This window comes from Archangium minus, from assembly GCF_044360475.1.
In the GTDB taxonomy this organism is placed as follows: domain Bacteria; phylum Myxococcota; class Myxococcia; order Myxococcales; family Myxococcaceae; genus Archangium; species Archangium minus.
In genome coordinates this window covers 5,351,991-5,365,923 of the sequence record NZ_CP043494.1, presented here as the reverse complement: position 1 = coordinate 5,365,923, position 13,933 = coordinate 5,351,991, and the positions used below count along the sequence as shown (strand labels likewise).

Below are 13,933 nucleotides of genomic sequence, written 5' to 3'. Positions count from 1 at the left end.
CTGTGCGACATCAGCCCGCTAGGGGGGGGCTAGCTCTCAGTACTCCAGGTCGTCACCGCCGTAGTCCGGGGCGCCGCCGGCCGCACCGGCCTTGGCCTTCTTCTTCGGGCGCTCGGCGACCATGGCCTCGGTGGTCAGCAGCAGTGAGGCGACGGAGGCCGCGTTCTGCAGCGCGGTGCGCTCCACCTTGGTCGGGTCGATGACGCCGGCCTTCTCCAGGTCCTCGAACACGTCGGTGCGAGCGTTGTAGCCGAACGCGCCCTGGCCCTCGCGGACCTTGTTGATGATGACGGCGCCCTCGAGGCCCGCGTTGGAGGCGATCTTCCGCAGCGGCTCCTGCAGGGCCTTGCGGATGATCTCCACGCCGAAGTCCTGCTCACCGCCCAGCTTGAGCTTCTCCAGCGCCGCCAGGCAGCGCAGGTAGGCCACGCCGCCGCCAGGGACGATGCCCTCCTCGACGGCCGCGCGGGTGGCGTGCAGCGCGTCCTCGACGCGAGCCTTCTTCTCCTTCATCTCGGTCTCGGTCGCGGCGCCCACGTGGATGACGGCCACGCCGCCCGCCAGCTTCGCCAGCCGCTCCTGGAGCTTCTCGCGGTCGTAGTCGCTGGTGGTCGTCTCGATCTGCGTGCGGATGAGCTTGATGCGGCCCTCGATGTCCGGCCGCTTGCCCGCGCCGTCAACGATGGTGGTGTTGTCCTTGTCGATGGTGATGCGCTTGGCGCGGCCCAGGTCGTTGAGGGTGAGGGACTCGTACTTGTGACCCAGCTCCTCGCTCACCACCATGCCGCCCGTCAGCGTGGCGATGTCCTTGAGCATCTCCTTGCGACGGTCACCGAAGCCCGGCGCCTTCACCGCCGCCACGTTCAGCACGCCGCGGATCTTGTTCACCACCAGGGTGGCCAGGGCCTCACCCTCAATGTCCTCGGCGATGATCAGCAGCGGCTTGCTGGCGCGCGCCACCTGCTCGAGGATGGGGATCATGTCCTGCATCGACGAGACCTTCTTCTCGCTGATGAGGATGTAGGCGTCGTCGAGCACGACCTCCATGCGCTCGCGGTTGGTGACGAAGTACGGCGACACGTAGCCGCGGTCGAACTGCATACCCTCGACCACGTCCAGCGTCGTCTCGAGGCCCTTGGCCTCCTCCACCGTGATGACGCCCTCCTTGCCCACCTTCTCCATGGCGTCGGCGATGATGTTGCCGATCGTCTCGTCGCCGTTGGCGGAGATGGTGCCCACCTGGGCAATGGCCTTCTTGTCGGCGGTGGGCTTGGACAGCTTCTTGAGCTCCTCGACCACCACCTCCACGGCCTTGTCGATGCCACGCTTGAGGTCCATCGGGCTGTGGCCGGCGGCCACCAGCTTCAGGCCCTCCTCATAGATGGCGCGGGCCAGCACGGTGGCGGTGGTGGTGCCGTCACCCGCCTTGTCCGAGGTCTTGGACGCCACTTCCTTCACCATCTGGGCGCCCATGTTCTCGAACTTGTTCTCGAGATCGATCTCCTTGGCGACCGTCACACCGTCCTTGGTCACCGTGGGCGAGCCAAACGACTTCTCGATGACCACGTTGCGGCCCTTGGGGCCGAGCGTCACCGCCACCGCGTCCGCGAGGATCCGCACGCCGCGCAGAATCGCGTCACGGGCCGACTGGTGGAAGAAGATCTCCTTCGCTGCCATCGTAACCTCCTGAAAAGATTGAAGAATGTACTACGGGGGGCCGGAGTACTGGGGTTGGCACTCGACCCAGGCGAGCGCCAAAATAAGAGCCAGCCCCGGGTTGTCAACACGGAACACAGCGCGTGTGGGGGAAAGGACGGCCCGGCTGCCAGGCGGGCTACTCGGCGAAGCGCACGAGGTTGAGAAGCTGATTGAAGTCCAGGGGCTTCTCGAGCGTCATGGCCACGCCCTTGCGCAGGCCCTTGTCGTGGACGTTGCCGTCGGCGTTGCCCGTCATGAGGATGACGGAGGTGCCCTGGTGACGCGGATCGGCCTTGAGCATCTCGGTGAACTGGATGCCGTCCATGTGGGGCATCCGGTAGTCGCTGATGACCAGGCCCACATCATGGCGCTCGAGGATATCCAGGGCCTGCAAAGCATCGGCCGCGGAATAGACGGTGTACCCGTGCTTCTCGAGGAACCGAGAGAGCAGCGTGCACAGCTCGACATCATCATCCACGACCAGAATGTTCACGGACCCTTATGAGCGGTGAGGAGGCCGCGGAACGTAACAGCCGTGCCGCACGTTGACAACGCGCGGAAGGGGTTCGTATGTCGCCGCACATGGGGAAGCGGACGTCGAAGTGGGCGGCGCCGTCGGACGCGGAGGTTCGACTCGACGAGGTGGCGGCGGCCTTCGAGGAGGGCTCCTTCGAGGAGGCCCTGGCCGGGGTGGAGGCGCTGCTGGCCGAGGCCCCCGGGCTCGCGGAGGCCCTGCACTGGCGGGCGGCAATCCTGGCGGAATTGGGGCGCATCGAGGAGTCCCTGGAGGCCTACGCGAGGGCCCTGAAGGAGGCCCCGGAGGATCTGGAGCTGCTGTTCGGAGCGGCCGAGTGCCTGGTGGGCCGGGCGGGAGACGATCGCGAGGCGGTGGAAGAAGGCCTCACCCTCTGTTCGCGGGGAAAGAAGCTGGCCCAGCGGGCAGGCGACGTGGAGCTCCTCTTCGAGTTCCTCCTGCTGGAGGGCACCGGACTGAACCAGGTGGGCGAGTGTGCGCGGGCCATGGCGAGCCTGGAGGCGGCGCTGGGGCATGTGCCGAAGTCCGTGGAGGCGCGGCTGGAGCGGGCCATCTCCCTGTTCGAGCTGTGCCGGTTCCCGGAGGCGCAAGCGGCGTTCGAGGAGGTGCTCAAGGACGCCGCGGACGAGCCGTGGGCGCACCACTACCTGGGACTGCTGGCGGAGCGGCGCGGCGACGGGAAGGAGGCGCGCAAGCGGTTCGGGAAGGCCCAGGCGCTGGCGCCGGAGGAGTTCCCCCCACCGGTGGAGCTGGGCGAGGAGGCCTTCGACAAGGCGGTGGAGGACGCGGTGAAGGCGCTGCCCGGGCACGTGAAGGAGTACCTGGACAACGTCACCATCGCGGTGGAGGAGATTCCCAAGGATGAGGATCTGCTGGGGGAGTCGCCGCCCCTGTCTCCGTGCATCCTGGGCGTGTTCCGGGGTTCACCGGTGGGCGAGCGCAACAGCATCCTCGGGGGGTTCGACCCCTACCCTGCCTCCATCGTGCTGTACCAGAAGAACCTGGAGCGCTTCGCGAAGACGCGGGAGGAGCTCATCGAGCAGATCGGCATCACGGTGATGCACGAGGTCGGGCATCTGATGGGGCTCGACGAGGATGACTTGTGGCAGCGTGGGTTGGATTGAAGCGCGGCGTTGACGAGGAACGCGCGGCCCGGCAGTAATCGCGAGTGGTAGGACCTCCGGACCTGGTGGCCGGCCCGGTCTTCAAAACCGGTGGGGGGCATGGAGACATGTCCCTGGGAGGTTCGATTCCTCTGTCCTACCGAGCCGTTTCTCCTCTGGGAACGGGCACTTGGGCCTGCCGGGCCGCTGGGTCCAAGTGTTCGGACGAGTACGCAGGCGTTCAGTCAGTTACGTACGGATTACGTACAAGATTTGGCGGGCATTCGCCCCCCACCGCGCCTCAAACCAGGCACCGATCAAGCAACCGTCATCTCGGCCCCGTTGCTCCCCCTGGGCTAGAGCGGCTGTGGACATGGACATCAACGTGAGCGCCTTCCACGCCGATGAGCGACGAGACATACATAGCGACCCCGGAACAGACGGGCGGCTCTGACTTCACCTTCGAGGACCGCGTTGTCGATTTCCTCGGGATGGTGCTGTCGGCGCTGCCCGTCGATAAGCTCCTCGCGGACGCTGACTATCGTGACACCGTCCTCGCTTTCTGCAACGAGTTGCTGAGTTGGACGCTCCAGCATAGGCGCTCGACCGAGCTGCTAGAATGGCGCAGCACCCTCGCTCACTTCCTGACCATGGTTGGATTGCATTTGCCGGCGGACGAGGTGAAAGACCGCTTTCTCGCGCCGCTCTTCGCTCTCGACGATGACATGGCATTCTCCTTCATCTCACTGTTCTCAGGCTCACCAGCACTGCCGGATTGCTCGAGCCGCGAGAGGTCGCGCAATCGGTACTGCCATCGTTGAACGCATGCTTAGAGCGCGTCGTGCTTGCGCAGGCTTGGATAAACGCGCGCTTCAGCGACGACAATCTGCACGGCTACGAGCTGACTAATATCGTGCGAGATCTGACATGAGTGGCGTACGTCGACTGTAACCTGTCGTCGCGGTTTGCGAATGGCGATTGACTTGTCACCCTGGGCTGAGTGACCTTCCCGTGAGCCCCGCTCCAGGGGTTGTCGTACCCATTGGGTATTCTTCCGGACTGGCTACCCATAGAGGGGTGGCCAGGAGGAATCCCCATGAAGCTGTGCTGCACGGCCGTAATGCTGGTTCTCCTCGTCGGGTGTGGAACTGCCTCCCGGGTCGTGCGCCTGGACACGGGCCAGACCGACACCCTCGTCTTCACCCCTCGTTCCGGCGCCAGGCCGGTGACTCTGGGCAACGGCGAGTTCGAGGAGGCCGTGTCGGAACTGGCTCGGGATGTTCGGCCCCCCACCCGGCCCCAGGAAGCCGCCCGGCGGCTGTTCGAGATGGCAGCGCGGAGCGGTTCGTACTCGTACGAGACCCCCAGCCACCGAATCACTCCGCTCAAGCCGGGAGAGCACCTGGAGGGGCAGTCCACAACACCGGAGGAGGAGTTGACGCGCGACTACCTGCGCTGGTGCGAGCGCACCGGCAGGCCCGGGGACTGTCTCCGCCTGCTGACGGAAGGCCCCACCGTCAACGGGGATGGCCGTTTCGCCTTGGCCCTGGCTCTCGCCAAGGGCGCCGTGCTGGACGAGATGCTGGAGGCGTTCAAGGACATGGCCGACCCCCACGCCATGGTGGCGGCGGTCCTCTGGACCTGGACCACGTACATGGTGCTCGTCTCCATCCCCGATGTGACGATCTCCAAGGGTCTCGCGGCGGTGATGACCGCCACGATTATTTCCTACGTGGGCGTCGATACCTTCTGGGGCCTCGTCGTGGGCTTCAAGCGGCTGATGGACGAGGCGGACCGGGCCACCTCATTCAACGAGCTGCGCGCAACGGGCGAGCGGTACGGCAAGCTCATGGGCAGGAACGCGGCGCGAGCATTCGCCATGCTGGCCATGGCGGCCATCGGCAACACGGCGCCGGGGTTGGCCGCGAAGGTGCCGAAGCTGCCCGGCTCGATGCAGGCGGCCGTACAAGCCGAGACGCAGGTGGGCATCCGGCTCGCGGCGGTGGGGGAAGTGAAGACGGTCGCCGTGAGTGCCGAGACCGTCACCATCGCCCTCGCTCCAGGTGCGGTGGCCATGACATCAAACGGAACGAGCGGTGGCGGCACTCCGAAGGGGGATGACCTTGAGCAGGTCAATACGCGGTGGCATGAAGGGAGTTACGACTCTCCATCGAAGTCACTCCAGGCCCACTTCAACAAACATGGAGCAGAGGTTGATGCCAAAGACGTCGCACAGTATCTACGGAAGGCCCTTGAATTCGCACAGAGACTCAAGGGCGCACAAAAATTCCCAGTTGAAGGCGCCACGGATGGTGTGATTCGCTATGTCAAGAACGGCCGGTATATTGATCTCGCGCCAGATGGGCGAATCTTATCTTTCGGGGCTCGGTAGAACAAACCAGAAGGGAGAAATCAGATGGATTGGAGGGCAATCGATCTGCATGGTGCCGCGAGCATATCGCGGGTGGTCAACGTCTTCGAGATTCGCGACATGCGCGGGATTCCATGGACCAAATACAAGATCAAGGTTCTCGAAGAAGCCTCCGGGGGCTTCCTCGCGGTTGCCAATGTGTGTGTAAAAAATGCCAATGGCACTCCCGATGGGGAGGCAGGACTCGGACAGACGGAAGTAGAGGCCATCCAGGATCTCATCACGAGACTGGGTGAAAAACTGAACTCTCGCAAGGACTGGCGAGATGAAGATTTTGAATGGACCGACCCACAGGACTTTTGAAGGACGGAGCAACAACCAACCCATGTCTGTATGGCCGCTGCGCACCGAGGGCCTCGTTCAAGGCCGGCTGGGTGCCAAGAGATGAACAACCCAACACTGTACAAGATGTTCAATGTGTGCCGACGGCTCAGCGACAAAGAGGCCGTGATCTATCGGAGCTTCGAACTGATTCCAGAGCAAGGCTTTGTCGTCCAAAGCGCCGACAGGATCTCGTTGCTGGCGAGCCAGGAACACATGCAGCAGCATGAGCGACAGATCTGGGAACTGTTCTGCGAGGTGGCGCCTGAAGAACGATCACGACCGTACGCTTCCATTGAGGAAGCAATCGCGGCATTCGATGCCGAGTTCGGAAACTGATGTCGAGGCATCACATGGACGACAAGCTCACGAGCAAGGAAGCATACGCGGAGCAGATCTTGTGGCTCCGTGCAAAGGACGGAGATGAAGTTCAGCGACTCGTCGCCGTAGCCGCCCTCGGCATGTGTCGCGCGCTGGTCGCGGGCGCGCTCAGCCCTGCCTACGCTTGTCACCGGCTTTTCGGACCGGCCGTGCTGGCGCGACTCGACCAACTCGACGCTCACCCCGCACTTCGTCATGCCATCCACATGGCCACCGAACTTGAAGATGTGGCCGACCTCATCCCGGACAAATTGGCCAGCGCGATCGCGGATGTCGAAGCCGAACTCCTGAAGGTCCTGGCGGATCTCGCTCCGTCCGACCTTGCTGGCGAGAAGTGGCTGGTGAGGGCCCCGTGAGGATCCAGCTTTCCGACCTACGACAGGCGGCAGATGCCTTGTTCGATCACCTGGAGCGGACAGGCCGCACGGAGATCGACCTCACCGAAGGACTTCTACTGGAACATCCCGGAGAAGCGGCTGTATTCGGTGTACTCCCCTCCTCCCGAGTCCGAGCTGACGGTGGGGCAGTTGTCCGATGACTGGAACGAGGTAGCGAAGATCGCGTCCGGCCAACGCCCTCCCATCGCCTACGCCCTGGTCTGGCTCTCGTCGCTCCTGCGCTTCATCGGCTCGAAGCTGGTCTCCAGAAGAAACCACGGGGACATGCAGCCGCTGCGTACCCAAATCGTACCCAAGATGAACGGACGCGGGTGGACCTCCACGGACGCGCCGCCCACCGTGCTCCAGAGGGGAGCCGACCCCCACGAGGACCCCGCCGATCCGGGCGGAGGGGCTTCAAAACCGGTGGGGGGGCATGGAGACATGTCCCTGGGAGGTTCGATTCCTCTGTCCTACCGATGCGTTCGGGGGACGTCCGTTTGATTACGCCCCTGTCGTTGCATCCCCTCCCCTTACATCCCGCAGAGGGGCGGGCCAAGTTGGCTTGGCCTGCGGTTCTGGGCGTGCACGGCTTGGCGCTACTACCCGCGACGCACGGATGCAGGCAGTCGAGGTGAGACCCCCTTGCCTGCCCATCCCCCGCTGCGACGTCCTCCCGCTCTTCGTTCGAAAGGACGCCGCGCGCCGGGGTCCGGCCCCGACGCACCCATCAGGCCGCACACGTGTCCCGTGTGACAACAGCCCCGCCGTCTGGGCGTTCACCTTGGCGCTGGAGGGTAACTGCCCACCCATGAGTCGTCCGGCTTCGTCGCCGTACGTCGCGAGCGAGCTGCTGGAAGGCCTGCTGGAACTCGGCCCTCGGTATTGGCACCGGCCGTGAGCGAGTCGTGGCGGTAGCCCGCAGGGAGGCGGCCGTGTGGGGTGCCCGTGGCACGCGAGTACTGACGGAGCACCCACCGTATAGGGTGGACCAGAGGGGAGACGCCCCAGGTGGTCCTTCAGAGGGAAGGCGAGTTCTGGTTGAAGGTTGAGGGTGAACACCACTTCGAGAAAGAAGCCGGAGTAGGTCGCCCTATTGGAAGTAGCCGCCAGTGAGAGGCCCTGCGGTATGCGGCTTCGCTCCGTCTCACGCTCAACAACAGACATCCCTTACCTGCCAGCACATGGGCGAGGGCTTTCCCATGGGGGATAGAAGCGAGGAGGAAGTACTGGACATGACGGGCGAGGTTATGCCATGGAGTCCCACGGGAGAAGTAGGCCCCGGGAATGCCCGTATCGAGAGATGAATGGGAGACGCATCCGCGCGAGCGAGAGGAGTCATCGCGTTGAGGCGAGCTGTCTGGCTCGGCCACGAGCGTTGGTGCGTGAGCTGAAGCAGCGGCTCTGATTCTGTTTTGTATGGAGCGCCGGTCGGAAACGAGCGGCGTTAATTTGATGTTCACTTGGCTGAGACGCCTGTTCATTGGACGTTCAGGAGTGCCCGGACTCCCCGGGACCACACGACCTGCCGAGTCGCCTCCCACCTGGGGCACCCTGCTTCTGGATGCCGTCCAGAAGTCCTCCCGGGCCCAGGCCCGTCTGGCCCTCCATGTCGAGGATCTGGAGCGCAAGCTGGAAGGGGGGCTCGCGGAGCTAAGGGGCTCGCTCTCTTCTCTCCGCGGCGCGACGTCAGGCAACTCTTCGAGGAGCGAGCCCCCCTGGGACGAGCTCCTGGATGCCCTGGATCTGCTCGAAGAGGCCTCTCGTGTCGCGGCGGATGCGGCGCTCGCATCGGGACTCATGGGAGTAGCGGCCCGAATCGAGCGCTTTCTGACCTCCTCAGGGATCACGCGCCTGGCGTCCATCGGTCACATTCCTGACGGGCGCCTGTTCCGGATTGTAGGTACGCAGCCCCACCCCAGCTTCGCCGAGGGCGCCATTGCTCGCGTGGTTCGCGCCGCCGCCCTGCGGGGCGAGCGCCTCATTCGCGAGGGCGAAGCCATCATCGTGAGGAATACCCCTTGAGCCATGTCTTTGGAATCGATCTGGGTACGACCAACTCTGTCATCGCCCACCTGGTGGAGGGCCGCCCGGTGGCCGTGCCAGTGGAAGGCAGTCGCATCGTCCCCTCGGTGGTCCTCTATGAGGACAATCGTGTCGTCGTGGGGCGCGAGGCGCGCAACCTCGAGATGCTGAGGCCCGAGCGGTGCATCCGCTCGGCCAAGCGCAAGATGGGGACGCTCCACCGCTACTCCATCGCCGGGCGCGAGGTGTCTCCCGAGGAGGTCTCCGCCGAAATCCTGTCCGCGCTCAAGCAAGGTGCTGAGAAGGCCACCGGCGTCCCCGTGCATGACGTGGTCATAACCGTGCCCGCCTACTTCGATGACGCCCAGCGCCGCGCAACCCTCGAGGCTGGCCAGCGCGCGGGGCTGCACGTGTTGCGGCTGCTCAATGAGCCCACCAGCGCCTCGCTCCTGTATGAGCGCGTGCTGCATCCCGAGGCCCTCCGTGTGGCCGAGCCCGAGATCCTTCTCGTCTACGACCTGGGGGGCGGCACGTTCGACGTGTCGGTGCTCGAGGTGTTCCAGGGAGTACGCGAGGTGCGCTCCACCGCGGGCAACACCCACCTGGGCGGGGACGACTTCGACGACAAGCTCGTTCAGCTCTTCCTCGAGGAGCTCAAGAAGCAGGGCGTGGAGCCTCGCGAGGACGTGCGCGCCATGGCGCGCCTGCGCCAGCTGGCCGAGGAGACGAAGATCCGTCTGTCCGCGGACATCTCCGTGCACGTGAAGGAGGAGTTCCTCACCCTGGCGCAAGGCAGGCCCATCCACCTCGAGCTGGAGGTGCGGCGGCGCGTCTTCGAGGAGCTCATCGAGCCGCTGCTCGAGTCCACCGTGGCCCTGACCCGCCAGGCCCTGGCGGAGGCCCGGCTCGAGGGGCAGTCGCTGTCCAAGATTTGCCTGGTGGGAGGCTCGACGCGGATTCCCCGGGTCCGCCAGATGCTGGAGGAGGCATTCGGAGTAGACATCCATGAGGAAGTGGATCCAGACCTGGCCGTGGGGCTGGGCGCGGCCATCCAGGCCGGCATGTTGTCCGGCGAGCCTGTAGGACGCATCCTCGTGGATGTGGCGTCGCATAGCCTGGGCGTGCGCGTCGTCGGAGAGGACGACTTCGGGAGCGCCACACCGGATACCTTTGCCCCGGTCCTCCGCCGCAACACGGTGTTGCCGACAACGAAGGTGGAAGAGTTCTACACCTTGGTGCCCGAGCAGGAGCGCATCCAGGTAGAGGTGTTTCAGGGCGAGTCGCGTCGAACCTCGGAGAACACGCGGGTGGGGGCCTTCGAGTTCCCTCTTGAGCCCCGGCCCGCGAACTCACCGGTGCGGGTGGAGTTCGCCTACGATCTCAACGGGGTGGTGAAGGTCTCCGTCAGCCAGCCCGGCACGACGAACGCCAAGACGGTGGCCCTCTCGGTGGCGGACGTGGGCAAGGCCGTCCCGGCCCTGGCGCCGGGGCAGAGCGCGGTGGAGCGCAAGGGGCACGCCCTGCTCGAGCGACTCCCTCCCGAGCCCCGCGCCGAGCTGAAGCGGCTTCTCGACCAGTACGCGCAGACCCAGGGCGAAGCGCGCGAGCGCGCGGAGGAGGCGCTCCTGGATTTCTTCCTCAATCTCGAACACGGGTCGGGACCCCCGGAGCCCTGAGCCATGGTGAAGCACGACCGCACCGGGCGCCAGCACCGCCAGTGGCTGGAGGAGGCCCGGAAGTACCAGAAGCGGGGGGACCTGGAGGGGATGCTGTCCGCGCTACTCCGGCTGCCGCCACCGCTGAGGGAGGAGCTGCTCCCCAGCGCCGCCGACCTCTTCCGGCAGGCCGTCCGCGAGCAGCACCGCCGCGGCTCCTGGAGGACGCTCAGCAACCTGGCCGTGCGCGTGGACACCGAGCCCGGCCTGGTGGAGCGAGGCACGACTCCGGAGGAGGCCTGGGCCACGTACTGGCCACTGGTATGGGCGACGGGCCGCGCCCGCGATTGGGAGCGCGCACGGAGGCTGTGGCAACCCCTCAGCGCCCCGGCGCGAGCGCATGCGCCCCTTCTGGCCGGGGCGATGGATGGCTGGCTCTCCTCCGAGGGAAGCCCCGCTCCCGAGCTCATCGCCCCGGCGCTCGATCGCCTGCCCCTGGTGGATTCGCTCCTGGGAATCGAGCCGCAGAGCCAGCGGGTCTCCCTGCCGCCGCCCCGCTCGCTGGAGGAGGTGGAAGGGGCGCTCCTCGCGCTTTGCGCGCTCGAGCCCTTCCCCGTCTTCGCCAGCCGCGCCGAGGCGTGGGCCCGAGCGGCACCCGCCGAGATAGCACGGGCGGTATGGGAGCTGGCGGGACAGCTGGCGGCGCGAGAGCTGTGGCTCCGGGCGGCGGAGGGCAAGGGTCACGCGGCTCTCTCGGAGCCAGCCTCGCTGTTGGCCCGGGCGGTGCGTGAGGGAGGAGCCCCCGAGGCCCTGTCCGCTCCCACGTTGCAGGCGCTGCGGGTGGTGGCCACGGGGCTCGCGCGGACGGTCGTCTCGCGCATCGAGGACGCCGAGCCCCTCTGCGCCCTGGCTCAGGCCGCGACGCTCCAACCGTCGGCCCAGGCCTGGGTGGTGCAGGCAGTGTCCGGGCTCCGCTTCGAGGGGGCGGCCCTGCCGCGGGCGCTGGGCCTCTACCAGGAATTGCTGACCCGGACCGCGAACGCGCCCCTCTGGGCGCGGGCATTCTTGGCCTGGTGCGAGCAGAACCCCGAGGCTCCAAACGCACCCGGGTGGCTCCAGGAGGGCTTGGGCCGGCTGGTCGCCACGGAGTCCTCTTCCCTGCTGTCCTGGCTGGGTGGGGCCGCCCCCTCTGAGCGTATGGAGTTGATCGAGTGCGTGGCCTCTACCTGCGCACCGGACCTGGTCGAGTCATGGGTGGATGTCTGCTGGGAGGGCGCGAGCGAGGAGCTCCGGAGGGAACTCAGCGAAGCCGTTCGTATCCTGCTGGACCGCAGCCGGATGAAGCAGGGCGGACGACAGTTGGAGCGGCTGCTGCGCGGCGCGCGGAACATAGAGGATGCGGAGCGGATGCTGATGGAGCTGGAGGGGGCGATGGAGCAGGCCTACTCCTTGATGAAGCTGACCGGGGACGGCCTGCGCATCTGGCGCCGGTTCGCGCCCAGGGTACTGACCTACCAGGTGGAGTTCCTCGAGGAGGCGGTGCGCCAGGCTTCCTCGGATGCCGAGGCCTGGGATGCCGCCGTGCGGTACCTGGAGGCCCATCCTGGGAACACGGGGCATATCGAGGCGATCCGGACAATGGAGCTCTCTGGCCGGGAGGCGCTCGCCAGGCGCATTCTGGAACGCTGGCTGGAGCGCCGCGCCGCCCATGTGCAGGCGCTCGCCGAGGCGGTGGTGGCCGCCGAGAGGATGAACACCCCTTGCAAGTACCTCCACCCGGTGATGGAGGCCTTCATGCGGGCCCTGGCGGAGCAATTACCCGCGCTCCATTCCCCGGTGGTGGAGCAGGCGCGGGCGTTGGCGCACAAGCATGGGTTCCGGCTGCGCAAGCGCGGGGCTTCGCGGAAGAAGAAGGCCGCGAGCACCCCGGCGCGCCGTGCGTCACGCTCGAAGAAGAAGCCCGCGGCGAAGGGCACGGCGCCACGGAAGGAGTCCGAGAGAAGCCCCCCAAAGGCTGTCTCTCCGGAGGAAGGGGAGGAGAGCAGCTGATATGACGCCCGAAGAGCCGTTCGCAGTATTGGGGTTGGCGCCTACGATGGACCCGGTCGCCGTCAAGAGCGCATACTTCGCCGCGCTGGCGCGGCACCCACCTCACCAGGATCAGGAGGGGTTCCAGCGGTTGCGCCGTGCCTACGAGGCGCTCACACGACCGGGAGGCCTGGCGGTGGCGTACCTGACCAGCCCCGTGGACGTGCAGACGCTGGCCAGGGACGCGCGCGAGCGTTTCGATGCACCACTTGAGAAGGCCGCCGTGGTGGCGTTGGCCGCGCGAGCGGGAGCGGAGACCGTGGCGCGGTGGGTGGAGCGGTGCTCCCGGATGAGCTGGGATGAGGCACTCCGGGCTTTTAGAACCTAGAGGCAACCCGAGCGCGGCCCACTCCAGCCCTCTCAACGACGGTGATTCTACTTCACCTCGGCGCGCCCTCGAAGCGCTGCGCCGCGCCCAAGCTGGAAGAGCCTCTGGGCAATCAATACCAGCCATATCCACATGGGAACCAAGGAGATGAGCGAGAAGATGATACCAGGCTTCCCCGCGGAGGCTGGAACCAGACTGAGCACGCCGAACACCAGTCCGACGTAGGCCGTCACCCGGCCGAACTCCTGGCTCCGCAGCATGGCCGCCGAGGTGAGCAACGTGGCGATGGCACCCAGCACGTAGCTCACATTGAACGCGCTCCCCTGCTTCCAGCTCGTGACCATCGCATGGCCCGCGGCCAGGATCGCCCCCCTCTGCACCTCTGTCGCCGCGGCTGCGTATTGCTTGCTGAGGGAGAGCATCTCGAACGCCGTATTCGAGCCAAAGTATGTCGCTATCGCCACGAACTCCAGGGCCACTGCGAGGGTCATGAGGGATGGACTCGCACCTCGGAGCGCGGCGTAGAGGGCGAGATAGATGAGGGCCATGAGAACATTGCCGACAATCAGCAGGACGTCCATGCCCATGAGCCCGATGAGGCCATGGGCCTGGAAAAGCGTGAACCAATCGAGCACCGTGCTCGGCGGCGGCCAGAGCACGTAGAGGACGATCTGGATCGGAACGAGCACGAGCACGGCGACGTTCGCCATCGCCCCCACCCTGAAGAGAGGCTTCCACGAGGCGTCCATGCTCATGTCGTTCCACCGCTCCCCGCCGCTTCACCGCTTGCTCAGCGGTGGAAGTAGCACCCAGGCTTTCCGGAAGGTCATCGGAGCACCTCACGGGGGAAGCCCGATGAGTGACAATGCTCGCCGCATCCAGCCATGGACCCGGGGACGCAGGCCATTGTCCAACAGTTCCGTTGGCAGGTGCCCTCTTCCGGCTCTGCCCCTGCCGTCCCTCCCCCAGGGAGTAGATGGCCACCCGATTC

13 protein-coding genes and 2 tRNA genes are annotated in these 13,933 nt (G+C 66.0%); 12 read left to right on the top strand and 3 right to left on the bottom strand.

What is annotated here, in order from left to right:
• Nucleotides 1-36: 36 nt before the first annotated feature.
• Together groL and F0U60_RS22135 are read right to left on the bottom strand one after the other, a co-directional pair.
• Nucleotides 37-1,677: a chaperonin GroEL gene (gene groL / locus F0U60_RS22140; RefSeq protein ID WP_395823008.1), complete on the bottom strand. Its 1,641-nt coding sequence runs from the start codon at nt 1,675-1,677 to the stop codon at nt 37-39.
• Nucleotides 1,678-1,834: 157 nt separating this feature from the next.
• A complete protein-coding gene (locus F0U60_RS22135; protein WP_043408217.1) occupies nt 1,835-2,191 on the bottom strand; it encodes a response regulator in 357 nt (118 codons plus the stop codon).
• An 89-nt stretch (nt 2,192-2,280) separates the two neighbouring features.
• Here F0U60_RS22135 and F0U60_RS22130 point away from each other — a divergent pair, with 89 nt between their 5' ends.
• The 12 genes from F0U60_RS22130 (at nt 2,281) to F0U60_RS22075 (ending at nt 12,942) form a co-directional block, all read left to right on the top strand.
• Nucleotides 2,281-3,357 carry a metallopeptidase family protein gene (locus tag F0U60_RS22130; RefSeq protein ID WP_395825386.1) on the top strand — a complete coding sequence of 359 codons (1,077 nt, stop codon included), beginning with the start codon at nt 2,281-2,283 and terminating at the stop codon, nt 3,355-3,357.
• Between the two features lie 46 nt (nt 3,358-3,403).
• Nucleotides 3,404-3,500, top strand: a tRNA-Sec gene (locus F0U60_RS22125).
• A gap of 240 nt (nt 3,501-3,740) precedes the next feature.
• Nucleotides 3,741-4,157, top strand: coding sequence for a hypothetical protein (locus F0U60_RS22120; RefSeq protein WP_395823006.1), 417 nt, complete (start codon nt 3,741-3,743; stop codon nt 4,155-4,157).
• Nucleotides 4,158-4,432: 275 nt separating this feature from the next.
• Nucleotides 4,433-5,728: a hypothetical protein gene (locus tag F0U60_RS22115; protein ID WP_395823004.1), complete on the top strand. Its 1,296-nt coding sequence runs from the start codon at nt 4,433-4,435 to the stop codon at nt 5,726-5,728.
• A gap of 24 nt (nt 5,729-5,752) precedes the next feature.
• Nucleotides 5,753-6,070: a hypothetical protein gene (locus F0U60_RS22110; protein WP_395823002.1), complete on the top strand. Its 318-nt coding sequence runs from the start codon at nt 5,753-5,755 to the stop codon at nt 6,068-6,070.
• 81 nt (nt 6,071-6,151) lie between these two features.
• Nucleotides 6,152-6,427 (top strand): hypothetical protein, encoded by a 276-nt coding sequence (locus F0U60_RS22105; protein WP_395823000.1) that lies wholly within the window; start codon nt 6,152-6,154, stop codon nt 6,425-6,427.
• A 14-nt stretch (nt 6,428-6,441) separates the two neighbouring features.
• Nucleotides 6,442-6,825, top strand: coding sequence for a DUF3969 family protein (locus F0U60_RS22100; RefSeq protein ID WP_395822998.1), 384 nt, complete (start codon nt 6,442-6,444; stop codon nt 6,823-6,825).
• A 409-nt stretch (nt 6,826-7,234) separates the two neighbouring features.
• A tRNA-Sec gene (locus F0U60_RS22095) sits at nt 7,235-7,322 on the top strand.
• Between the two features lie 1,021 nt (nt 7,323-8,343).
• The gene (gene grpE, locus F0U60_RS22090) at nt 8,344-8,871 is read left to right on the top strand and encodes a nucleotide exchange factor GrpE (RefSeq protein ID WP_395822996.1); all 528 of its coding nucleotides are present in this window, start codon (nt 8,344-8,346) and stop codon (nt 8,869-8,871) included.
• Nucleotides 8,868-10,547 (top strand): Hsp70 family protein, encoded by a 1,680-nt coding sequence (locus tag F0U60_RS22085; RefSeq protein ID WP_395822994.1) that lies wholly within the window; start codon nt 8,868-8,870, stop codon nt 10,545-10,547. The genes grpE and F0U60_RS22085 overlap by 4 nt, the downstream gene beginning before the upstream one ends.
• Before the next feature lie 3 nt (nt 10,548-10,550).
• A complete protein-coding gene (locus tag F0U60_RS22080; protein ID WP_395822992.1) occupies nt 10,551-12,575 on the top strand; it encodes a DUF6109 family natural product biosynthesis protein in 2,025 nt (674 codons plus the stop codon).
• A 1-nt stretch (nt 12,576) separates the two neighbouring features.
• On the top strand, nt 12,577-12,942 hold the full coding sequence (locus F0U60_RS22075; RefSeq protein ID WP_395822990.1) for a J domain-containing protein: 366 nt from the start codon (nt 12,577-12,579) through the stop codon (nt 12,940-12,942).
• A gap of 47 nt (nt 12,943-12,989) precedes the next feature.
• Here the strand turns inward: F0U60_RS22075 and F0U60_RS22070 are convergent, their stop codons facing one another.
• Complete coding sequence (locus F0U60_RS22070) at nt 12,990-13,697, bottom strand: hypothetical protein (protein ID WP_395822988.1); 708 nt, start codon at nt 13,695-13,697, stop codon at nt 12,990-12,992.
• Between the last annotated feature and the right edge of the window lie 236 nt (nt 13,698-13,933).